The organism is Halanaerobium saccharolyticum, from assembly GCF_003259895.1.
Classification (GTDB): domain Bacteria; phylum Bacillota; class Halanaerobiia; order Halanaerobiales; family Halanaerobiaceae; genus Halanaerobium; species Halanaerobium saccharolyticum_A.
The window spans coordinates 13,895-35,819 of sequence record NZ_QLME01000022.1 but is presented as its reverse complement, the minus strand read 5'-3'; the positions used below and the strand labels follow the sequence as shown (position 1 = coordinate 35,819).

At 36.0% G+C, this 21,925-nt stretch carries 22 protein-coding genes and 1 riboswitch; of the genes, 1 reads left to right on the top strand and 21 read right to left on the bottom strand.

Annotated elements, in window-relative coordinates:
• Window positions 1–91: 91 nt before the first annotated feature.
• From grxC to C7958_RS12185, 10 genes are all read right to left on the bottom strand, one after another.
• The gene (gene grxC, locus C7958_RS12230; protein ID WP_111572962.1) at window positions 92–1,279 is read right to left on the bottom strand and encodes a glutaredoxin 3; all 1,188 of its coding nucleotides are present in this window, start codon (window positions 1,277–1,279) and stop codon (window positions 92–94) included.
• Between the two features lie 18 nt (window positions 1,280–1,297).
• Window positions 1,298–1,705 carry an RrF2 family transcriptional regulator gene (locus C7958_RS12225; protein ID WP_111572961.1) on the bottom strand — a complete coding sequence of 136 codons (408 nt, stop codon included), beginning with the start codon at window positions 1,703–1,705 and terminating at the stop codon, window positions 1,298–1,300.
• A gap of 32 nt (window positions 1,706–1,737) precedes the next feature.
• Complete coding sequence (locus C7958_RS12220; protein ID WP_111572960.1) at window positions 1,738–2,718, bottom strand: ABC transporter ATP-binding protein; 981 nt, start codon at window positions 2,716–2,718, stop codon at window positions 1,738–1,740.
• Between the two features lie 12 nt (window positions 2,719–2,730).
• Complete coding sequence (locus tag C7958_RS12215) at window positions 2,731–3,705, bottom strand: ABC transporter ATP-binding protein (protein WP_111572959.1); 975 nt, start codon at window positions 3,703–3,705, stop codon at window positions 2,731–2,733.
• Between the two features lie 6 nt (window positions 3,706–3,711).
• Window positions 3,712–4,587, bottom strand: a complete 876-nt coding sequence (locus C7958_RS12210; RefSeq protein ID WP_111572958.1) for an ABC transporter permease — start codon at window positions 4,585–4,587, stop codon at window positions 3,712–3,714.
• Window positions 4,588–4,604: 17 nt separating this feature from the next.
• The gene (locus tag C7958_RS12205; RefSeq protein WP_111572957.1) at window positions 4,605–5,543 is read right to left on the bottom strand and encodes an ABC transporter permease; all 939 of its coding nucleotides are present in this window, start codon (window positions 5,541–5,543) and stop codon (window positions 4,605–4,607) included.
• A gap of 145 nt (window positions 5,544–5,688) precedes the next feature.
• Window positions 5,689–7,227: an ABC transporter substrate-binding protein gene (locus C7958_RS12200; protein ID WP_111572956.1), complete on the bottom strand. Its 1,539-nt coding sequence runs from the start codon at window positions 7,225–7,227 to the stop codon at window positions 5,689–5,691.
• 193 nt (window positions 7,228–7,420) lie between these two features.
• Window positions 7,421–8,386 carry a zinc transporter ZntB gene (locus C7958_RS12195; protein WP_111572955.1) on the bottom strand — a complete coding sequence of 322 codons (966 nt, stop codon included), beginning with the start codon at window positions 8,384–8,386 and terminating at the stop codon, window positions 7,421–7,423.
• A gap of 15 nt (window positions 8,387–8,401) precedes the next feature.
• Window positions 8,402–8,740: a phenylpyruvate tautomerase MIF-related protein gene (locus C7958_RS12190; protein WP_111572954.1), complete on the bottom strand. Its 339-nt coding sequence runs from the start codon at window positions 8,738–8,740 to the stop codon at window positions 8,402–8,404.
• 46 nt (window positions 8,741–8,786) lie between these two features.
• Window positions 8,787–9,539 carry a hypothetical protein gene (locus C7958_RS12185; protein WP_111572953.1) on the bottom strand — a complete coding sequence of 251 codons (753 nt, stop codon included), beginning with the start codon at window positions 9,537–9,539 and terminating at the stop codon, window positions 8,787–8,789.
• A gap of 320 nt (window positions 9,540–9,859) precedes the next feature.
• On the opposite strand from C7958_RS12185, the gene C7958_RS12180 reads away from it, so the two are divergent.
• Window positions 9,860–10,696, top strand: coding sequence for a zinc metalloprotease HtpX (locus C7958_RS12180; protein WP_111572952.1), 837 nt, complete (start codon window positions 9,860–9,862; stop codon window positions 10,694–10,696).
• Window positions 10,697–10,773: 77 nt separating this feature from the next.
• On the opposite strand, the gene C7958_RS12175 is transcribed toward C7958_RS12180, so the two are convergent.
• From C7958_RS12175 to C7958_RS12125, 11 genes are all read right to left on the bottom strand, one after another.
• Window positions 10,774–11,601, bottom strand: a complete 828-nt coding sequence (locus tag C7958_RS12175; protein ID WP_111572951.1) for a universal stress protein — start codon at window positions 11,599–11,601, stop codon at window positions 10,774–10,776.
• Window positions 11,601–12,170, bottom strand: coding sequence for a potassium-transporting ATPase subunit KdpC (kdpC, locus tag C7958_RS12170; protein ID WP_111572950.1), 570 nt, complete (start codon window positions 12,168–12,170; stop codon window positions 11,601–11,603). Before kdpC ends, C7958_RS12175 begins: the two co-directional genes overlap by 1 nt.
• On the bottom strand, window positions 12,171–14,207 hold the full coding sequence (gene kdpB / locus C7958_RS12165) for a potassium-transporting ATPase subunit KdpB (RefSeq protein ID WP_208320760.1): 2,037 nt from the start codon (window positions 14,205–14,207) through the stop codon (window positions 12,171–12,173).
• Window position 14,208: 1 nt separating this feature from the next.
• On the bottom strand, window positions 14,209–15,945 hold the full coding sequence (gene kdpA, locus C7958_RS12160; protein WP_111572948.1) for a potassium-transporting ATPase subunit KdpA: 1,737 nt from the start codon (window positions 15,943–15,945) through the stop codon (window positions 14,209–14,211).
• 15 nt (window positions 15,946–15,960) lie between these two features.
• Window positions 15,961–16,050: a potassium-transporting ATPase subunit F gene (locus tag C7958_RS12155; RefSeq protein ID WP_111572947.1), complete on the bottom strand. Its 90-nt coding sequence runs from the start codon at window positions 16,048–16,050 to the stop codon at window positions 15,961–15,963.
• Window positions 16,051–16,174: 124 nt separating this feature from the next.
• Window positions 16,175–16,304: riboswitch (cyclic di-AMP (ydaO/yuaA leader) on the bottom strand.
• Between the two features lie 65 nt (window positions 16,305–16,369).
• Complete coding sequence (locus tag C7958_RS12150; RefSeq protein WP_111572946.1) at window positions 16,370–17,854, bottom strand: TrkH family potassium uptake protein; 1,485 nt, start codon at window positions 17,852–17,854, stop codon at window positions 16,370–16,372.
• Window position 17,855: 1 nt separating this feature from the next.
• Window positions 17,856–18,518 (bottom strand): potassium channel family protein, encoded by a 663-nt coding sequence (locus tag C7958_RS12145; protein WP_111572945.1) that lies wholly within the window; start codon window positions 18,516–18,518, stop codon window positions 17,856–17,858.
• A gap of 2 nt (window positions 18,519–18,520) precedes the next feature.
• A complete protein-coding gene (locus C7958_RS12140) occupies window positions 18,521–18,934 on the bottom strand; it encodes a potassium channel family protein (protein WP_111572944.1) in 414 nt (137 codons plus the stop codon).
• Entirely contained in the window at window positions 18,935–19,630 is a 696-nt protein-coding gene (locus tag C7958_RS12135; protein WP_111572943.1) for a response regulator, read from the bottom strand.
• Window positions 19,620–20,042 (bottom strand): response regulator transcription factor, encoded by a 423-nt coding sequence (locus tag C7958_RS12130; protein WP_111572942.1) that lies wholly within the window; start codon window positions 20,040–20,042, stop codon window positions 19,620–19,622. Before C7958_RS12130 ends, C7958_RS12135 begins: the two co-directional genes overlap by 11 nt.
• The gene (locus C7958_RS12125; RefSeq protein ID WP_111572941.1) at window positions 20,035–21,876 is read right to left on the bottom strand and encodes a HAMP domain-containing sensor histidine kinase; all 1,842 of its coding nucleotides are present in this window, start codon (window positions 21,874–21,876) and stop codon (window positions 20,035–20,037) included. The genes C7958_RS12130 and C7958_RS12125 overlap by 8 nt, the downstream gene beginning before the upstream one ends.
• Window positions 21,877–21,925: the final 49 nt, after the last annotated feature.

The window sequence follows — 21,925 nt, the reverse complement described above, 5'->3', positions numbered from 1 at the left end:
ATACATCTATATCATTTATCTTTAATCCGGAATTTAAATATCCGAGTATTTAGTAAAAAGAAATACAACCTTTTAAAACAAATTTTTAATTTTAACTCAAATACTCATTAGCTCTCAGAGCCGCCTTTGCTCCCTCAGCAGCAGAAATTACAATCTGTTTATCTTTAATAACTGTCACATCACCGGCAGCAAAAATTCCTTCTATACTTGTCTGATTATTTTTATCAATAATAATCTCGTTTTTCTGATTTGTCTCCAGCCGCTCACAGACAAAACCTGTATTTGGTATTAAACCAATCTCAATAAAAATTGCTTTAACAGCAAGATCAAGTTCTTTACCTGTATTTGTATTTTTAATTTTAACAGATTCAACCTCGTGATCGCCATTTATTTCAGTCGTCTCATAGGATTTGCAAATTTCTATTTTATCTGAGTTATCCACCTTATCCTGCAGACTTTTATCGCCAGATGGCTGCTCTCCTCTAATGATTAAATAAACTTCAGCTGCAATTTTGGCCATATCAAGAGCAGATTCCAGGCCAGAATTACCCCCACCAACAACAGCAACCGGCTGATCTTCATATAAAAAGCCGTCACAGGTAGCACAGTAACTTACGCCCTTATCTTTTAACTGATGTTCTCCCGGCACTCCAAGATGTCTCTTTTTGGTTCCAGCAGCAATAATAACAGCTTTAGTCTCGATTTCTTTTTCACTTTTGGTAACTAGAGTATGTCCTTTTTCTTCGTGTTTGATGTCCAGTATTTCTTCTCCAAAAAGGGTATCTATATTATAATTACGAAGATGAGTTAAAAAGTCCTGCACCAGATCCGGTCCAGTGGTTCCATATTCAGGCAGATAGTTATCGATGGTATCAGTTTCTAAAACCTGACCTCCGATATCTCTGGCTACCAGAAGAACCTTCAAACCTTTTCGAGCTGCATAAACCGCTGCCGTCATACCAGCCGGTCCAGCCCCAATCACGGCCACATCCCAGTCTTTTTCACTGCAGTTTGGCCTTTCAAATTCAATCATCTCATCCAGCTGACCTGTACTTACCTTTTCAATTAGACTATCATAACCGCCAATTTTTTGATCATTAATAAATATTTGCGGAATAGTTTCTTTGCCACTACGCTCTACCATTTCCTGCTGGAGTTCCTCGTTATCAGTTATGTCATAGTCAGTAAATTCAAGCCCCAGACTTTTCAGCATTGACTTTGCACGTCTACAGTATGGACACCATTCTTTTGTATAAATTTCGATCTTCGGAGTTTCCATCATATCAAATCCTTTCTTTTAAATAATTTCAGGATTAATAATGTCTTTAATAGTTGTCTGTTCAAGTTCAGCCAGCATTTTTTGATAGGCCTTCCCAAACACACGATTGATCTTACATCTATCTGTAATTTTACAGCCACGGATTTCATCTACACATTCAAAAACATTTTCTTTTGCTTCAAAAAGCTCCACTATCTGAGCCAGGTTAATCTCTTCAGCAGCTCTATTTAAAGTATAGCCACCTTTTTTCCCTTCAGCTGAACTTACAATTCCAGCTGCCGATAAGCTCTGCATTACTTTAGCCAGATAAGATGAAGATACATTTCCTATCTCTGCCAGTTCTTTAACAGATAGTTCTTCCTTTTTATTTCTTGCTAATATCATCAATGCATGAACTGCATAATCTGTTTTTCTTGAAGTTTTCATATACCTAAAATATCTCCTTTTCAACTTTAATTCTAATTATATAAATGACAGGAAGCTAAATGACCTGCCTCAACTGCTTCGAGTTCTGGTTCAATCTTTTTACATTTATCAAAACTATATTTACACCGGGGATGAAAACTGCAGCCAGAAGGTGGATTAATCGGACTTGGTACTTCTCCCTCTATAATCTCGCGCTCTTTATAATTCCAGTCATCATTAACTCCTCTTAAGGAAGAAAACAGGGCCTCTGTATAAGGATGGACTGAATTATTGAAAATTGTGTCAGTATCTGTAATCTCAACTATTTTACCCAGATACATTACTGCCACTTTATTGCTGATATATCTTACCTCATGTAAATTATGAGAAATCCAGAGATAGGTCAGCTGATATTCCTGCTGCAATTTTTTCATCAGGTTTAAAATAGCAGACATTATTGAAATGTCAAGACCAGAAGTTGGTTCATCACAGACTATAAACTCCGGCTGTAAAGCAAGGGCCCTTGCTATTCCTACTCTTCTTGCCTGACCACCACTTAATTCGTGGGGGAAAAGTTCCGAATATCGTTTAGCAAGTCCCACCATATCAAGCAGCTCCCAGACTCGGTCCAGTAAATTATAATCATCATCAATTTGATCATGAATATATAATGGTTCCGAAACAATCTCTTCGACAATAAAACGAGGATTTAAGGAAGACCTGGGATCCTGTAGAATCATCTGGGCATCTGACCTAAAATTTTTTAGTTCCTTTTTATTAAAATCATTAATTGATTTTCCCTTATACAGAATCTCTCCTGCAGTTGGTTCGATTAGTCTCAAAACAGATCGAGCCACAGTTGTCTTTCCACAGCCGCTTTCCCCAACTACAGCCAGAGTATCTTCTTTTTCAATCTTAAAACTTACATCATCAACTGCTTTGACATTAATCGGACCCTTATTGGCCAGTTTATAAAGCAGGCCATCATTATTAACAAAATATTTTTTTAAATTTTTAACTTCAACTAAAGCCATTTTTTTATCTCCTTAACGGTCATTTAAAAAACAGGCTGAAAAATGATTTGGTTCAATTTCTTTAAGCAGGGGCACTTCCTGACGACAGCGATCAAAACTATAGCTGCAGCGGGGATGAAATTTACAGCCTTCCGGATAATTGCCGGGATCAGGAACCTCTCCCGGAATAGTCTGCAGCTCCTCTGTTTGCTGATAATCCGGCAGACACTTTAAAAGTGCCTCTGTATAAGGATGATTGGGTTGATCAAATAATTCTCTGGTCTGAGCAACCTCTACTATACCACCAGCATACATCACAGCAATTCTGTCACTTAAACCGGCAACAACTCCCAAATCATGACTGATATATAGTATAGATGTTTTGTATTCATCTACCAGATTAGATAATAAGTTTAAAATTTGGGCCTCTACTGTCAAATCCAGAGCTGTTGTTGGCTCGTCTGCAATCAAAAGAGATGGATTTGAGATAAATGCCATAGCCAGCATTACCCGCTGTTTCATGCCGCCACTAAATTGATGGGGGTATTCGTTGAATCGATATTCTGGATCTGAAATACCAACTTTTTTTAAAATTTGAACGGCTTCTTTTTTTAACTCTTTCCGACTCTTTTGTTTTTTAGACTTAAAATATAGAACATCAAGGATTTGAGTTCCTATTTTAAAGACTGGATTAAGAGCATTCTGTGGATTTTGAATTACCATTGCCATTTCCTGGCCCCGAATCTGATCATTGAAATCTTTTTCGGATAAATTGCAGATATCTTTACCTTTAAAAAATATACTACCTTTTTTTATCCTGGCTGAATCCGGCAGTAATCTTAAGATTGTTTTCCCTAAAGTCGACTTTCCGGAACCACTTTCTCCGACCAGAGCCAGAATCTCACCACTGTCAAGTTCCAGATTTATATCTTCCAGCACCCTTAAATAGCTGCCCTTATTTTTATATTCAACTGCTAAATTATTTATTTTTAAGATTTTATCCGGCATCAGACTTTATACCTCCTGATTCAATTTTGGATTTAAAGCTACCCGCAGGCTCTCTGCAAAAGTCGAAAAACCAAGCATAGTTAACATTATTGCCAGAGCAGGCCAGACTATCATTAAGGGGGCAGTCTGAATATACTGATATGACTCCTGCAGCATTACTCCCCAGCTGCTCAAAGGAGGCTGTAATCCCAGTCCTAAAAAGGAAAGTCCTGCCTCCCACATAATCATTGAAGCCATATCCATTCCACTCAAGACAAGGACTGAGGCAAAAATGTTGGGCAGAATATGCTTGAAAATTATGCGTGAATTACCAGCTCCCAGTGATCTGGCTGCCTCAACAAAATCCTCTTCTTTTTCAGACAGAGTATCTGCTCTGACTACCCTTCCGTAGCGGGGCATAATAGTGACTCCCAGGATAACTACAACACTCAACAGTGAAGGACCCACTATAGAAAGCAAAACTAAAATTAAAATTATTGGAGGAAACGCACGAATTACATCAAAAATAAATAAAATTAAATTTTCCAGTATACCACCTACATAGGCTGCTAATAGTCCCAGAATTATGCCAATAATTAATGAAAGAATTATGCCCCCAAAAGAAACCAGAACTGCAGGGCGAGCTGCATAAATTAGACGGCTTAAAATGTCTCTACCCAGGCTGTCAGTCCCCAATAAATTTTCCAGACTGGGACCTTCCAGCCTTTTAGCCACATTAGTTTCATAAGGATCAGCAGGAGCAATCAGGGGAGCAAAAATAGCCGAAATTAAAATCAGCATAATAATTGAACCACCCAGATAGGCTTTATAATCTTTTTTCATTATTTTAATCACTCTGATCGTCTTTTTTTTGAAGCGAAAAAACTTCTGGCTTTTAAACATCTTCAACCTCCAGCTGATTATTTTTGTTTGATTCTGGGATCAAAATAGGCATATGAGATATCTGCAATTAAATTAGCAATTACAAATAAAAGGGCAGCAACTAAAACTCCTCCTCTAACTAAAGGAAGATCACGCTCATTAACTGAATCAACAATCAATCTACCTAAACCCGGACGATTAAAAATCACTTCCACAAACACAGCTCCTCCGAGCAGCCTTCCGATTCCAAGTCCAATTACTGCAATAATTGGCTTGATTGCTTTTTTTAAAGCATATTTATAAAGTATATAATAGCGAGGTATACCAAAAGATTTTTCAGTCTGGATAAATTCCTGATCCAGGGTTTCGAGCATTGAACTTCTGGTTAAGCGAGCAATATAACCTGTCCAGCCAACTGAAAGCGCCAGAGCCGGTCCAATTAAGTGATGCAGACTGCTTAAAGTCCCACCCTCACCAATCCCAATTGAAGGTATTAGATTAAAATTAACTGAAAAAATAACAATCAATAAGACTCCGGCAATATAGGTCGGAGTTGAAGCTGTAATAAATGAAAAGAGGGTTAAAAATTTTTCTAAATAACTATTATTATAATTAGCAGCCAGCAGCCCAATAGAAATTCCGTTAAAAACAGCAAGTCCCATCCCCGCAAGAGTTAAAACAATGGTATAAGGTAGAACTTCTGCAATTACTCCTAAAACAGAGCGGTCTCTAAAAATTGAAGTTCCAAGATCTCCCTTAATTATATTCTGCAGATAAAGCAGATAACTCTGATACCAGGGTTTATCAAGTCCAAGCCGGCTCTCAAGTTCCTCTGCCATTTCTGGAGTGGCTCTGGGGCCAAGTATAATGTCCGCTGGATCTCCCGGCAGTAAATAACTGAGGCTGAATAAAATTAATAAAACTGTTAAAATAGTTGGAATCACCCATAAGAGGCGTTTTGTGATATAGATAAACATATAATAATCCTCCAGCTTTTAAATTTAAAAGAATAAAGCTTTTTGGTTTAATTAAAACTATGGGTCTCTAAAATAATTGTTTAGATAAAACCTGAATCTGAATATTTAAATCCAGATTCAGGTGCTGCAGCTTTTTAATAACTTCTTATTCTTCACTACTGGTAATTAACCAGGGGAGAACTACTCCATCTGGAGAAAAGACCGGATCAACTTCAGTAGTCCAGGCAGGTGTTTTAACTCCATGAGTAACCCAGATTCCAATCGAATCATTATGCATCAACTTCTGCATTTCCTCGTAATTTTCAGCCCGCAAATCAGTATCCAGAGTAGTCTCAGCTTCCTGCCAGAGTCTATCATATTCTTCATTTGACCAGTGGAATAAATTCCATTTACCTATCTGATCAGTTAAATTCCACTGGAAATTATAACCTGGATCAACTGTATTAGTAAACCTGGCATAGGTTATATCATAACTACCTTCCTGCCAGCGGTCTATTTTTGGACCAACTTCCAATGCCTCAACATTTAACTCAATATTAAAGCGAGATAATTGATCCTGAATCAAAGCCCCAATCAATCTTCTTTCTTCAGTAGCATCAGTAACATATTCAAGCTCAAGCCCTTCTCCTTCAGGATAACCGGCTTCTGCCAGCAGTTCCCAGACACGCTCTTCTCCAGCCTCATCTAAATCAAATGAGGGTGCCTTCCAGTAACCGGTCATATCTTCAAGTAAAATAGAATATGCTCTTTCCGCTTTGCCAGCAAAAGCTCCAACCAGAATTTCCTCTGGATTAATTATATATCTTAAAGCTTCTCGTAATTTCTCATTATTTAGTGGTTCTTTACTGGTATTAAATGCAACATATTGGATTGCCAGATCTGGATAAATTTCAGCTTCAAATTCTTCCATCTGACTTATCTGATCAAAATTATCGAGAGTTAATTGGCCAATATCAATCTCCCCTGACTGTAAAGCCAGTTCCTGAGATGTAGGGTCAGACATTGGCATAAAAACAATCTCTCCATAGTCCGCTTCTCTTTCAAAATAATTTTCATTTTTCTGCAGAGTTATATTATTGTTGACATCCCATTCTTCAAATACATAGGGCCCTGTACCTATAGGATTACTGGCAAATTCTTCTCTGCCCATCTCTTCAACTGCCTCTTTGCTGACAATTAAACCAGCATTAAAAGGAAGAGTTGAAGTGAAAAGTCGACCCATAGGTTCACTTAAAATTAATTTAACTGTATACTGATCAACGATTTCAACTCGTTCTAAATTGCTAAAGGACTGTGCTTCTGGTGAATTTGCATCTTCTGCAATTATTCTTTCAAAAGAAAATTTAACGTCCTCAGCTGTGAATTCTCCATAATCTTTATGGAACTCTATCCCCTCTTTTAACTGAAAGGTAATTTCAGTATCATCTTCCGAGACTTCCCATTCTTCAGCTAAATCTGGTACTACCTCAAAAGTTCCTGGTTCATATTTAACCAAGCCATTAAAAACTGAATTCATTACCGGCCAGTCAGATAAAACCCGCTGCAGATAAGCCGGATCAAGAGTCTGAGCTCTACCGGGAATAGCGATATTAAGGCTGTCATCCTGAGCAGCTGCCGGATTAGTTAAGAGACTAAACAACAAAGCAGCAGTTATGAAAATAAATATATATTTATTTTTTAACATTTTGGCCTCCTTTAAAGACTTAATCAACAGTTATCTATATTCGGGATTGGGATGATCAAAACTACCATCTTTTTAACTCGGATTTAAATTATCCGCGTTTATGTTTAACTAATTATAGTACATTGATAATCATTTTACAAGAAAAATTCTGAATTATACAGCAATTATTCTGCTAGAAATATATAAATACAAGTTAAATCCAGTCATTTCTTTTAAACAGCCAATACTCAACCCCGATGATCAAAACCATTATTATTGAAAAAATAGCAAAAGCTGTATTACTTTCAGTACCAGGCATTCCCCCAATATTTATTCCAAATAAACCGGTCAGAAATCCCAGCGGCAAAAAGATACTACCGACAATAGAGAGAATATACATAGTTCGGTTCATCTGATCATTTATCTTATTATTTAATTCTTCCTGGACCAGTGCTGCTCGATCACGGATAGTATCTAGTTCCTCTATCTGACGAATTGCACGGTTGGAAAACTCATAAATGTGTTCTTTATCATCCTCATCCAGCCAGCCTATTTTTTCTCTATAAAGCCGGGCCATCGACTCCCGCTGAGGTACTATATAGCGGCGAATAATAACTGCTTCTCTTCTTTTTTCTGAAATCAGCGAGCGCAGTTTAGATCTTTCTGCAGTTAAAACTTCTTCTTCCATCTCATCAATCTGTTCTTCAATATCATAAATATAATCACTAATTCTATTGCTTATCCCATCAATCACTTGAATCAGAAAATCAGCAGTTGTTCTGGGACCTTTACCCTTCTGATAGCTTTGATTGATATCATCAATTGTAAATATACGCTCACTGCGGGTGGTAATTATTCTTCCTGGCTCAATCCACATATGCAGTGAGACCATATCTTCTTCGTCTGAATCTGGATTTAAATTTAGCCCTCTCAAATTAAGAAGTATCCCGGCTTCATCTTTTAAAATACGGGGCCTGGTTTCTTCTGAAATTAATTCTTTAATCACAATATCAGATAAGCCGCTCTCCTCTTTTAACCAGTTTTTCGCCTCCTCCTCCAGAACATTGAGGTGATACCAGCTAAAAGAATCTTCACTTTTTTTAGAAACTTCTTCTGTTAAATTTTCTAATTTTTTAATATAATTTTTTTCTACATAATAGCCTGTAATCAGTGCTGCCATTAGCTACCCCCTCAACTAAAATGTACCGCCATCCCAGCCCCACATTGCACCTGGAGCATCTGCGAATTCAATATATATTCTGTCCTGCTCAATTTCTAATTCTGTTTCAAGAAATTGACAGAGGAATTGAGATAGTTCTTCGGTCATTGATTCTTTTAAACCAATGCTTTTTACCTGAATAAAGGCTGTCTTTTCTGTGCTGCCGCCAAAAGTCATTCTAGTTTCAGCTTCCAGTGCTGTCATAATATATGATTCTGGTTTTCCCAGCTGTTCTGCCATTTCAGCAGATAACTTCTTTAATAGTCCTTTTTCCTTTTCCACTTTTTGATTAGTCTGTACTTTAATATAAGGCATCAAAACCACTCCTTCTTTATATTGTTAAAAATAATTTATTCAAATTTTATTTACTTAAGTTGCGAACTATCCCATATTTTCTGAGGACAATCAAATCAGCATCGATTTTACCAATTTCCTCAGTCCCATAATCCACATCTATAAGTTCAATAAATTCTGCCGTATAATCTTTTAAAACTCCATTATATTTAACCCAGTCATTACCCTGCTTTAATTCCAAAATTACTCGTTCACCTATATAATCTTCAAGCAGCGGCTCATAAGAAGTTTCAACTAAACTATAAACCTCATTTTTCATTTTATTAACCTGGCTGTCATTGCTGCTGATAGCTGCTCCAACGGGTGTTGTTTTGGAAAGGTGACTGGTCATCATATTTATTATTTCAATAACAGCATCTTTGATAATTTTTAAGAAATTCAAGACTGATCTCCTGAACTTTCTCCAACGAGAGGGCTGAAATGTTTTTTTGAAATCTTTTTCTCTCAACTTCTTACCTTCTTCAGTTAAATCCTTATGATAACGCACTACTGCCTGAATATCAGGATATTCATTTTTATAAAGCAAAAAACTGAGAAATTTAAGTTTTTGTTCATCTTCAATTAACTCTGGATAATTAAATTTTAAACCCGAGCTTTTAAGTTTTAATTGACCTCTATACTGCTGCCCATTTAAAAGTTCTAAAGTTACTATATCATCTCTAAAATCTTTTAAACATTTATCTTTCTTTATTTTTCTAATGACAACCGCTATCAGCGCCGAAAGAACAATAAATATAATTGTTATAGCTGCAGCATCCAAAATTTAACCCCCCTTTCTAGGTAGGTAGGATTATTAATATTAAAAATTTAAGTAACTTTTCTTACTCATTATCAATTTCTTTAATTAACCTGGCCAGATTTCCCACTACAGGAAGATCTGCTTCTTCTTTTTAGCCACCTTCAAATAATATTTTATCGTTATATCCATATTTAAACAAAGATAAATAAATTCCTCTATTTTAAGGCTTATTTTCTCATCAAATTTTAATTTGTATAGCAGGTAAATTTACTGTAAAATTATATTAGATCGAATTTAATTATAGTCTTTAATTAAAATTGAAAATTGGAGGAAATACTAATATGCACCGCACAAAAACATTTTTATTGATGTTTGCTTTAATAATTGTATTTATGTTTTTTGGAGGAATGATTGCCGGTGAAGATGGAATTGTAATGGCCTTTATTTTTGCCCTGGCAATTAACTTTATCAGCTACTGGAATAGTGATAAGATTGCAATCAAAATGACAAAATCCAAGCCCTTAAGTGAAAGTGAAGCTCCTGAAATTTATAGGATAGTTAAAAAACTTACTCAGAATGCTGAAATGCCGATGCCAGATATTTATTTAACACCATCAAATCAGCCAAATGCTTTTGCAACCGGAAGAAATCCTGAACATGCTGCTGTTGCAGTCACTCAGGGCTTAATTAGATTGTTAAATGAAAATGAGTTGGAAGGAGTAATCGCCCACGAACTGGCTCATGTTAAAAATCGAGATACTCTAATTAGTACTATGGCAGCTGTAATGGCTGGTGCCCTGGCCTTTTTGTCCAGAATAGGAAGATTTAGAATGATCTTTGGTGGCCGTCGTCGTAATAATGGAGCTGGAGCTTTATTACAGTTAGCTGCGATTATTTTTGCACCTCTGGCAGCTATTTTAATTAAAATGGCAATTTCCCGCTCCAGAGAATATATTGCTGATGAAACTGGTGGCAAAATATCCGGCAATCCTGAAGGTCTGGCCAGCGCTCTGGAGAAAATGGAACGCTACAGTCAGGGTGGTCAGCAGATGCAGATCAATGAAGCAGCAGCCCATATGTTTATTTTAAATCCACTATCGCGTGAGGGAATGGCCAAATTATTTAGTTCCCATCCACCAACTGCAGAAAGAATAAAAAGACTGCGTCAGGCAAAATAAGCCTTTACAGTCTTTAATAGAATATTTTATATACAGTCAGTATTTTTCTGTGAAATCAGAAAGACGCTGGCTGTTTTTTATTCATCTTCACTTTTATACTTATGCAGTAATACAGAACACTGAGCAGCCTCGGCAATCTTATCAGTTGTGCGACCAAATACTGTCTGATAAACCCACCAGTCTCCAGAAGGCCCGATAACCAGCAGTTCGAAATCTTCTGTAGCTTTTTTTATACTTGCTGCTAGAGAATCCCCCTCCAACATCATTGTCTCAACATCAATATTAAATTCAAGAGCTTTTTCTTTTGCTGATGCCAGTACTTCTTTTCCTTTCTGACGGCTTCCATCTCTTTTATCTACATAATGGGCCAAAGTTAGAGTAGCCCCTGTTTCCTGTACTATATGTTTAATTAAATTCAGTCTGCTTGTAGAAGGTTCTTTGGCTACTGGATACATTACTCTTTTGGTCTGATCAATATCAACTCTATTTTTATAGATGATCACATCCCCGTGAAAATTATCCATTATATTTGAAGCCATTTTGGAAATTTTAGTTCCAGGCTTGGGTCCCCAGCCTAAAATTATAGCTTCTGCCTCCATATCAAAAGCAGTCTCTAAAATCCCTCTTTTTATAGTTTTAGAAGTTACAATCTCTCGATCACTGTGAATCCCATAAGTCATCATTTTATGGTGACTTTCTGTAACTCTCTTTGCTCCTTCTCTCCATTCACGCGGTAAATCTATATAACTTCCTTCACGTATAACATGAATAAATTTGACCTCTCCCTTTTTTCGATCAATAATATAAGAAGCTAGATCAGTTAAATTGTTGATATCAGCTTTATGACCTAAAGGAAGCAGGATTTTATTATATCCGGGCCAGTTTTCTTTTAATTTATCATTCATTAATCTAATACCTCCTCTAGAGCAAGATTCAATTCCAGCACATTAACTCTGCTTTCTCCAAATAAGCCTAATAATGCTCCCTCAGTATGTTCACTGATCAAAGAATTTAGCTCCGATTCTGCAAGACCAGTATTCTGACTGAGATAGTCAACCTGAAAATAGGCTGCCTCTGGAGAAATATGTGGATCCAGTGCCGAAGCTGATTCAGTAATTAGATCAACAGGTACTGCAGTATTCTCAGGATCATATTTTGCTTCAATTTCCTCTAAGTCAACTGCCAATCTCTGCTGTAATTTCGGATTTGAAACAGCAAGATTATCACTACCAGAAATAGAGGCATCATAATTAATTGAAGAAGGTCTGGAGATAAAATAACTGTCACTTTCAAAATTTTGACCAATTAAACGTGATCCTACAGCTTCTCCATTCCGATAAATTATACTTCCTTCTGCTTTATCAGCAAAAAGCTGTCCAACTCCCCCAAGCAGCAGAGGATAAATTATTGAAAAAAGCAGTAATGACACTAAAATAAACTTAATAGCTGTTAATAAATTTTTCTTAACACTCATTTAAAACACCCCCAGCATTACTAATAGCATATCAATTAATTTAATAGAAATAAATGGTGCAATTAAACCGGCTCCACCGTAAAGAAATAGATTTTTACGCAGTAATTTAGAAGAACTCTCCGCTTTATAATCCACACCCTTCATGGCCAGTGGAATTAAGAAAGGGATAATCAGTGAATTATAAATTAAAGAAGCAATTACTACACTCTGTGGTGAATATAAATTCATAAAGTTAATCTGCTGTAAAGCAGGTATTCCGGCACTGAAAATTGCAGGAACCAGAGCAAAATATCTGGAAATATCATTGGCAATACTGAAGGTTGTTAGAGAACCTCTGGTCATTAAAAGCTGCTTACCAATAGCAACTACCTCAATTAACTTGGTCGGATCAGAATCAAGGTCAACCATATTACCAGCTTCCTTAGCAGCATTGGTTCCAGCCTGCATAGCAAGTCCTACATCAGCTTTAGCTAAAGCAGGAGCATCATTTGTTCCATCACCAGTCATACCAATTAATTTTCCTGTTTCCTGTATTTTTTCAACCAGTTCAATTTTTTCTTCTGGCTTAAACTCCGAATAATATTCATCTATACCAGCCTGCTCAGCTACATAACGGGCAGTTCTCTCATTATCACCGGTTGCCATAATACATTTGACACCCATTTCTTGCAGTTCCTGAATTCTGGCTTTAATTCCAATTTTCAATTCGTCCTGGAGCTCAATCAAACCAAGAATTCTTTTATCAACTGCTACAGCCAGAGGAGTTCCACCACTATCTGCTATCTCATGTGCTTTATCTGTTAAACCATCTGGAATCTCATCTGCATATTCCTCAACCGCTTCTACGGAACCTTTTCTAACTTCAGTACCATCAGGCAGATCAATACCACTCATTCTGGTTTTAGCAGAAAACTCCACAAAATTTTCCTTTTTCAGCTCGCTTTCATCCACATCAACATCCAGATCATGAGCTAAGTTAACTACTGAACGGCCTTCTGGAGTTTCGTCAAAATATGAAGACTGGAGACAGGCTTTATATAATTCATTATCTTCACTGCCAACAGCAATAAATTCTTCCGCAATCCTTTCTCCAGTTGTAATTGTTCCAGTTTTATCTAAAATCAAAGCATCAAGATCTCCTGCTGATTCAACTGCCTTACCTGATTTAGCAATAATATTTTCTCTGGTTACTCTGGTCATCCCGGCTATTCTAATCGAGGCCAGTAAGGCTCCAATGGTTGTCGGCATTAAACCAATTAAAAGAGCGATTAAATTTGCCACATCAACATTCATATCAACATACATACCAAAGAAACGCATAGTAACAACAGCTGCCAGATAAACGAAAGTAAAACTGGCCAGAAGCAACGTCATAGAGATTTCATTAGGAGTTTTCTGTCTGGATGCTGTTTCTACCAAACCAATCATTCTATCTAAAAATGACTCTCCTACAGCAGCAGTAACTTCAATTTTAAGTACATCACTTAAAACTTCAGTCCCCTCTGTGACCGAGTTTCTATCTCCACCGCTTTCTCTAATTACAGGTTCAGATTCTCCTGTAATTGCTGATTCATCAATAGAAGCACTACCTTCAACAACCTCTCCATCACGGGGTATAATATCTCCTTTTTCTACAAAAACATAATCCCCTTTTTCTATATCTTCACCAGCTACAACTTCATAATCAGCTTCAGTTATCTCATCTAATTCAATATCCTTATTTTTTAGTCTCTTCCCCTCACTTTCTACCTGTAATGCCTTGAGACTATCTGCATGAGCCTCACCCTGGAGTTCTGCCAGAGATTCGGCATAATTTGCAAATAAAAGAGTAAAGACCAGAATTAATGTAATTGTAAGATAATACCAGGTAGGTTCCTGACCATTGAATAAAGGTGGATAAATAGTTAATATTATTGTCAGGATTGTACAGAGTTCTACTACAAACAAAACCGGGTTTTTAATTAAATATCCGGGATCCAATTTGATAAATGACTGTTTGATTGCTGTCCACTGCTGTTCCCAATCTATATCGAACATCTTACATCCCTCCATTTAGCATTTCTGCAATTGGACCTACTGCTAATGCAGGCATAAAGATTAAGCCACCAATAATAATCATTACACCAACAAATAGAATCAGAAATGATAGATTTTCTACTTTAAGTGTTCCTTCAGTTTCAGGACGAATTTTCTTGTTAGACAAATAACCTGCTATTAAAAGCTGACCAAAAATAGGAAGATATCTTCCCATTAAAATTGCACCACCATTGAGCAGATTATAAAACATTGTATTATCAATTAATCCTTCCATACCACTGCCATTATTGGCTCCTGCAGAAAACATTTCATACAGCACTTCTGAAAAACCTGTAAAACCAGGATTATGAATGGCTTCTTTTCCAGCTTCAGTAATAACTGCAATAGAAGTTGGGAATAAAACTAATACAGGCAGTAAAAGAATAATTAAAGCTGCGATTTTTACTTCCCGCCATTCAATCCGTTTACCTAAGTACTGAGGAGCCCGACCGATCATCAGACCTGCTATAAAAACGCAGATAAAGATATAGGTCATTAAATTAAGTAATCCAACTCCAAGTCCATTATAGAGGCAGTTCATAGCCATTGCCAGGAATGGCCCTACACTACCCTGAGGATTATAACTATTATGCATACTATTAACTGCACCATTGGTAGTTGAAGTTGTAGAAATCGCCCAGAGTGAACTCAAAAGGCTGCCAAAACGAGTTTCTTTTCCTTCCATATTACCCAAACTCTGATTTATATGCAAATTTTCTTCTGCCATTGTTACTGCTCTATTAGGCTGCATTTCTCCTGCTGCAGTAACCCAGAAAAGACCAAGAAAAATAACAAATAAAGCACCAATCAAAATAACTCCATGTCTTCTTTTCCCCATCCAGATTCCAAAAGCATAAATAATTGCCATTGGACTGGCCAGCATAATTAAATTAAGGAGCATGTTGGAAAATATAGTTGGGTTTTCAAATGGATGAGCAGCATTAGCTGCAAAAAAACCTCCACCATTTGTTCCAAGAGTTTTAATTGCTTCTATCCCGGCTACAGGGCCAACTCGAATTGCCTGTTTAACTCCTTCAATTGTATTAACTACTATCTCTCCACCAAACCACTGGGGTGAACCCTGAGAAATTAAAATCACTCCGATTACAAAAGAAACTGGAAGTAAAAATCTAATTAAGCCTTTAATTAAATTAACATAAAAATTTCCTAACTTACTATTTTCTTGATTCTGAATTCCTCGAGTAAAAGCCGGAGCAAGTGCCAGACCAGTACCGGCAGATAAAAACATTGCCAGACCAACAGCAAATAGCTGTGAGAAATAAGATAGAGTTTCGCCTGCATAATGCTGCTGATTTGTATTGCTGACAAAAGTACTTGCAGTATGGAAAGCCTGATGCCAGCTCATACCTTCCAGGTTAAGAGGATTTAGAGGAAGAATGTTCTGGAATCTAAAAACTAGAAACAGAAAGATAAATAAGACACCATTAAAGATCAGTAAAGAAAATAAGTACTGCTTCCAGTTCATTTCCTGATCTGAATCAATATTGAGAACCAAAAATATTTTAGCTTCCAGAAACTTAAATGGTCTATCCAATTTTTTAATAAATTTCAACTTTCCCGGCAAATTACTCTTGCTTTTCGTTTGATCTTTATAAATCCAGGCTATATACTCTCCAAATAAATATATTAAAGCAAATAATAGAACAAAAAAAACAATTAAAGCTAATATATTTAACATTATATCACCTTCCTTTTAGAACTTTGTTGGAAAAAATAGAACATACGAAAGATAAATAAATACAAAAATTGTTACAACTCCTAAAATAATATTTCCTAAATCCATTTAACACCACTCCTGTCTTATTATATTATATAGAAAAAAGCCACAACAGGATTAACTGAAGTGACTTATAAATAAGAAATTTAATTTAGATCAACTACTTTCATTTTACTCAGGTGATCCAAATTACTTCCCTTTTATAAGCTGATGAGGTTAGCTGACGGGCTAAGAGTAAAAGGTCTCTCTCCTGAACTAGGATTAGCCACAAAATTGGGTCCCCCACTTTCAGTTAAACTGAAATTAAGCGGTTTAAAATATTCAATTTTATTCTTGAAAATTTAATTAGCGACTAAACCATTTTTCCTACCAAATTAAAATCTTATTAATCATGTTTCGAAATATAAATTCCATCTTTAACTAATTTAATCCCGGCATATAGAATAATGAAAAACTCTAATCTTCCTAAAAACATACCAATAGTTTGAGTCCAGATAATACCGGCTGGTGCTTCAGGAGAAATTAAACCAATCGAAAGTCCTACAGTTCCTAAGGCAGAACCAAACTCAAACATACTGTCTAAAAGAGAGTATCCATAAGCAGTATGAATCGCCACTCCAACAAAAAAAGTAAATAAATATAAAATTATATAATTGGCTACCTCCTTAACATGCTGATCTTTGACATAAAATTTATTTTCTCCCCGCCAGAGATAATTACTGCTTACAGTTCTGCGGGGTAAAAATTGTTCTTTAATTTCCCAGTAGATTGATTTAAAGATCAAATAGATCCTATACTGCTTAATACCACCGGCAGTTGAACCTGTTCCTCCACCAACCAGCATAATTAAAATGATAATAAAATTAGCAAATAGAGGCCAGCCGGCAAAAGCTATGGTAGAAAATCCGGTTGTTGATAAAGCCGTAATGATCTGAAAAAAAGTGATCCTAAAATTTTCACTTAATCTGGGATATAAGCTATTTAAAGAGAAAAACATTAAAATTGGTGTTAAAAGCATAAATAAAGTAATCATTAAGCGAATCTCTGCATTTTTAAAAAATACTCTAATTTTTCCTTTAATCAAAGTATAATGAGTTGCAAAATTAATTGTGCCTAAAAACATTAAAACAATGGTTACTACTTCAATAGAAAGACTATTATAATGACCTATACTATCCGGTTGTGTAGAAAACCCGCCTGTAGAAATTGCTGCCATCGAATGATTAATTGAATCAAACATCGGCATTCCAGAAATATAATATAAAAATATTCCGGCTGCTGTATAAAAAGTATAAATCTTCATAATCATCATCGTTGATCTTTTGACATGAGGTAATAGTTTGTCACTTCTGGCTTCAGCCATATAAAGCCCCATCCCGTGCACGGGCAGCAGTGATGATAAAGCAATTACCGCCAGACCTGCACCACCGAAAAACTGCATAATACTGCGCCAGATTAATATTAATTTGGGAGCAGTTGTCACATCTACCAGAGATAAACCTGTAGTTGTCCAGCCACTTACAACCTCAAAAATAGAATTTGTCCAGCTCATATCAAGAATTGTAATAAAGGGAATTGCCGAAAAGAAAATTGCTCCCAACCAGGAAAAAATAACTATGATACTTCCTTCATTTAATGATAATTCGACATCTTTTTCCTGATGTTTACTACCATAAATATAGAGTCCCAGACCGACCAGAACTGAGAACCCTGCTGCCAGCAAAAAATGTGGCGCTAGAGCAGCCTCTTCTGGATATGCAATCAAAAATAAAAGCGGTGAAGCAATAGCTGCCCCGGCAAACATAATTATGATTCCAGTATATTTTGAAATCAGGAAATAGCGAGAAATAAGTAAATTTTTATATTTCATTTTATTCTTCACCACCAAAAACTTTAATAGCTTCTGCCTGTTCTTCGGGCAGCGAAATAATCACTATTTTGTCTCCAGACTTAATTTGAGAACCACCACGCGGAATTGTAATTTCACCATTACGAATTATTCCACCTAATACGATAGTCATCGGTAAATCTATATCTTTTATTTCTTTGCCAACAGCTTCTGAGTTAGGAGATACCTCCACCTGAAAAATACTTAATTTTCCTTCTTCAATCATTGTTAAATTACTTACATCATCTGCAGACACACTCTGTTCAATTATTGAACTGATTAGATCAGTAATATTGAAGATGCCAGTAATCCCCAAAGTATTAAATAACTCTTCATTTTCTGGGTTGTTGACCAGAGCTGTTGTTCTTTCGACACCAAAATATTCCATTGCCATTTTGCAGATAAAAAGATTATTGTGGTCCTTTTGAGTTAAAGAAACTAAATTATCTGCTTTATAAGCCCCTGCATCTTCTAATACAGTCTTATTAGTAGCATCTCCCAACACAACTGTCGCATTAATTTCTCTGGCTAAATCTTCAGCCAGTTTCCTATCTTTATTTATTATCGTTAAAAAGTGGCCTTTAGATATTAATTTCTTTGCAAGATGATAAATCAACTTACCTCCACCAACTAATATAATATCCACATTTATCTCATCCCTTCTCGCTCAATTTTATTGATCATATTTTCAGCTAAAAGAGAAATTTGCGAAAAGACCTCTACTCTTTCTACTTTTTCGTACATTTTCTCTACTGCAGGGTCAATTATTCTGACCATTATCCTTGGTACATCAAAGTTAACTTTTGCCATCTGTGAAACCAGATAATTTATCTGATCATTTCCAGTACTTACTATCACCAGGTCAGCAGACTCAATTCTTCCCTCTTTTAAAATATCATTTTCTGCTGCATCTCCTTCAATCTGAAAACCGGAAAAATCTACTGGCAGCAGAGCAAATGACTCTGGATCATGCTCAATCACAACTACTTCGTGACCGGAGCGGGAAAGGTTCCCTGCCAGCAGAGAACCGGTCCTTCCACAGCCAATAATCACTATAAACATTTATTTTTCCTCCTCATCATCCCCGAAATTAACATTATCCAGATCAATTGAACCCATACTCTCACCGGCCCGCTCAATATTGTCATTGGCCGGCTTATATCCAGGCTCTAAGGCTAGAGCTGCTCTATACATTTTCATTGCTTCACCCTGTTTGTGCTGCATCTCATAGATAATTCCTAAAAGATTAAAAGGCTCCGGTTTTTCAGAATCTAAAGAGGTAGCTTTCTGCAGCATTTCCTTTGCTTTAGAAAAATTCCTCTTATTAATTGCATTTTTCGCCAGCATAATATATTCATCAAATGTTTCTACTTCTTTTTCACTATTTTCTACTTGATAACGCTCAAAAACGTCTTCTACAATTTCAATAATTTCTTCTGGTTTAAATGGTTTGCGCAGATAATCAACTGCACCCAGTTTTAAAGTCTCCACAGCAGTTTCTACACTTCCATAACCAGTAATCATAATTACCTTAGTTTCAATTTCATCATCTGTAATTCTTTTCAAAAATTGAATCCCATCCATCCCCGGCATTTTCATATCCAATAGCACAATTGGAAATTTTTCTTCCTGTAGTTTACTTAAGCCGTCTTCACCATTAACAGCAGTTTCTACCTCATAACCAGCTTTTGATAAAGCAGTTTTTAAAGTCAAACGAATATTTTTTTCATCATCAACAATTAATATTTTATTCTTCATTATTTTCTTCCTCCTCATTTTCCTCTTCTTTAGTATTTTTACTTTCTTCCGTCCTAATATTTGCTTCTACCGCAGCCAGCAGATCACTCTGACTTATTGGTTTAACTAAAAAGTCTTCAGCTCCCAGGGAAATCGCTCGCTGAACATCGTCCTCATCTGATAATGCAGAAAGAATGATTACCGGAATATCTTCAGTCGGAGTATCACCTTTAAGAGCTTCCAGTACTAAAAAACCATTCATTTTGGGCAATCTCAGATCCAGCAGCACCAGATCAGGATTACACTTATTTGCCTGATCAACTGCTTCTACTCCATCAACTGCATAATGAACATCAAAACCTGATTTTTCCAGACTTTTGCCAACTACAAGTCTGATGTTTTTTTCATCATCTACTACTAATATTCTACTCATTATCTTCCTCCTGATAGCCAAATCTCGGAATATAGAAAGAAAAGGTTGAACCTTCTCCTTCTTCACTGTCAACCCAGATTCTACCATTATGGGCAGTAATAATCTCCTTTGAGATAGCCAGACCAAGTCCGGTACCACTTTTTTCATCTTTATCGTTTCCGGCACGTACAAACTTATCAAAAATCTTGGATTGATATTCTTTTGGTATTCCAGGACCATTATCAGCAACTGAGACCAGGACCCTTCTACCTTTTACTTCTGCAGAAACCCCAATTTTCCCTTCATCTGCATAACGAAGTGCGTTTCCGACTAGGTTAGAAATAACCCAGCTGATTTTGGAAGGATCTGCCCAGGCAAATATATTATCTTCTGACTGCTTAAATTCAAGCTCAATTTCTTTTTCTTCCGCCTGTTTATAAAATGGATTAAGTGTTTTTTCTATAATGTCATTAATATCAACTTTATCAAATTCCATTTCAATTTTACCAGACTCAATCTTAGAAAGATCAAGCAAATCATTAACCAGCTCTGTTAACCTTTCTACATCTTCATAAGCAGCTTCCAACAGTTCTCGCTGCTCTTCATTTAGCTCTCCTGTATCTTCATTAATTACCATACTTAAACCCATATTCATTGAAGTTAGAGGTGTTCTAAATTCGTGAGAGACAGTGGAAACAAATTCCGATTTCATATTATCTATTTCTTTTAACCTGGTAATATCTTCTAAAAGAGTAACTGTAAATTGATATTCTTCCGCATCATCAATTACCTGATTGGTTGAAATACGATAATGTCTTTTCTTATCATTTGTTTTAAGTTTAAAAGTATTTTTTTCTTTTGCATTAGGATTCTTAATATATTCAAAAATTTCTTCTGCCTGAATAACCTCTAGAAAATGAGTATCTATTACATCCTGTTTTATAGAAAATAATTCTTTTGCTGCCTCATTAATCAGCACAATTTTATGATCCTGATCAGTTACAATTAAAGGGCTGCTTAAATTATTAACTACAGCTTCGGATTTTTCCTTTTCCATCAACAATTTTTTAACATTAAGTTTCTCATATTCCTGGAGCTTTGAAATCATTTCGTTAAATTCATCGGCTAAAACACCAATTTCATCTTCAGAAGCAACTTCAACTTTTTGCTGAAAGTTTCGGTCAGCTACTTTTTTGATCCCTTTTTCCAGTTCTTTAATCGGCCGCAGAATCTGTTTTGTAAGATAAATAGCAAAAATTAGAGAAAATATAATTACCATTAATGCCAGAACAATCGTATAAATTATTGCCTGATTAGCTCTGCTGTCAGCATTCTGTTGAGCATTAACCATTTCCTGTCTGTTAATTTCTCTTAATTCTCTAATATCATTTTTGATTTCTGTAAAAGTAGGTAATAATTCTTCATTATAAATTTCCCAGCGCTCACCAGTTTCATTGGTTCCAGCTGGTGCATTATAGAAGTTATCAAAACTGGAAACAAAGTTAAGATAATTATCATTAATGCGAGAAAGAATCTCACCTTCACCTTCAATTGTAATATTATCTTCTGCCCGGGCCAGCCAGGTATAGAATTCTTTTTCATTACGACGAAAAATCTCCTGGCCTCTATCTTCGGGTGCTCTAATTAAAAGAAGTAAAGCACTATCCTGTCTCTCAATTGCCTCAACCATACTGTCGCTGGCAGTAATACTTCGATAATTTTCTACCATAATATCATTGATAGCACTGGAAAGTATTTCGAAGTTATAAATGCTCCAGCCAACAACTCCTGCAATTATAATAATCATTACTGCAAAACCAAGGAGCATTTTGCCTTTCAATGTTTTTATTTTCATCTTTTTACACTCCTTAACAAAAGATTATCTTTAAAATAACCAGGTAATA

Coding starts and splice junctions, on each gene's coding strand:
- kdpA (WP_111572948.1), bottom strand. CDS start 15,945: ATGTTAAATATATTAGCTTTAATTGTTTTTTTTGTTCTATTATTTGCT.
- C7958_RS12205 (WP_111572957.1), bottom strand. CDS start 5,543: ATGTTTATCTATATCACAAAACGCCTCTTATGGGTGATTCCAACTATT.
- C7958_RS12215 (WP_111572959.1), bottom strand. CDS start 3,705: ATGCCGGATAAAATCTTAAAAATAAATAATTTAGCAGTTGAATATAAA.
- C7958_RS12175 (WP_111572951.1), bottom strand. CDS start 11,601: ATGAATGATAAATTAAAAGAAAACTGGCCCGGATATAATAAAATCCTG.
- grxC (WP_111572962.1), bottom strand. CDS start 1,279: ATGGAAACTCCGAAGATCGAAATTTATACAAAAGAATGGTGTCCATAC.
- C7958_RS12225 (WP_111572961.1), bottom strand. CDS start 1,705: ATGAAAACTTCAAGAAAAACAGATTATGCAGTTCATGCATTGATGATA.
- C7958_RS12135 (WP_111572943.1), bottom strand. CDS start 19,630: ATGAAGAATAAAATATTAATTGTTGATGATGAAAAAAATATTCGTTTG.
- C7958_RS12150 (WP_111572946.1), bottom strand. CDS start 17,854: ATGAAATATAAAAATTTACTTATTTCTCGCTATTTCCTGATTTCAAAA.
- C7958_RS12220 (WP_111572960.1), bottom strand. CDS start 2,718: ATGGCTTTAGTTGAAGTTAAAAATTTAAAAAAATATTTTGTTAATAAT.
- C7958_RS12180 (WP_111572952.1), top strand. CDS start 9,860: ATGCACCGCACAAAAACATTTTTATTGATGTTTGCTTTAATAATTGTA.
- C7958_RS12200 (WP_111572956.1), bottom strand. CDS start 7,227: ATGTTAAAAAATAAATATATATTTATTTTCATAACTGCTGCTTTGTTG.
- C7958_RS12140 (WP_111572944.1), bottom strand. CDS start 18,934: ATGTTTATAGTGATTATTGGCTGTGGAAGGACCGGTTCTCTGCTGGCA.
- kdpC (WP_111572950.1), bottom strand. CDS start 12,170: ATGAGTGTTAAGAAAAATTTATTAACAGCTATTAAGTTTATTTTAGTG.
- C7958_RS12125 (WP_111572941.1), bottom strand. CDS start 21,876: ATGAAAATAAAAACATTGAAAGGCAAAATGCTCCTTGGTTTTGCAGTA.
- C7958_RS12130 (WP_111572942.1), bottom strand. CDS start 20,042: ATGAGTAGAATATTAGTAGTAGATGATGAAAAAAACATCAGACTTGTA.
- kdpB (WP_208320760.1), bottom strand. CDS start 14,207: ATGTTCGATATAGATTGGGAACAGCAGTGGACAGCAATCAAACAGTCA.
- C7958_RS12195 (WP_111572955.1), bottom strand. CDS start 8,386: ATGGCAGCACTGATTACAGGCTATTATGTAGAAAAAAATTATATTAAA.
- C7958_RS12210 (WP_111572958.1), bottom strand. CDS start 4,587: ATGTTTAAAAGCCAGAAGTTTTTTCGCTTCAAAAAAAAGACGATCAGA.
- C7958_RS12190 (WP_111572954.1), bottom strand. CDS start 8,740: ATGCCTTATATTAAAGTACAGACTAATCAAAAAGTGGAAAAGGAAAAA.
- C7958_RS12155 (WP_111572947.1), bottom strand. CDS start 16,050: ATGGATTTAGGAAATATTATTTTAGGAGTTGTAACAATTTTTGTATTT.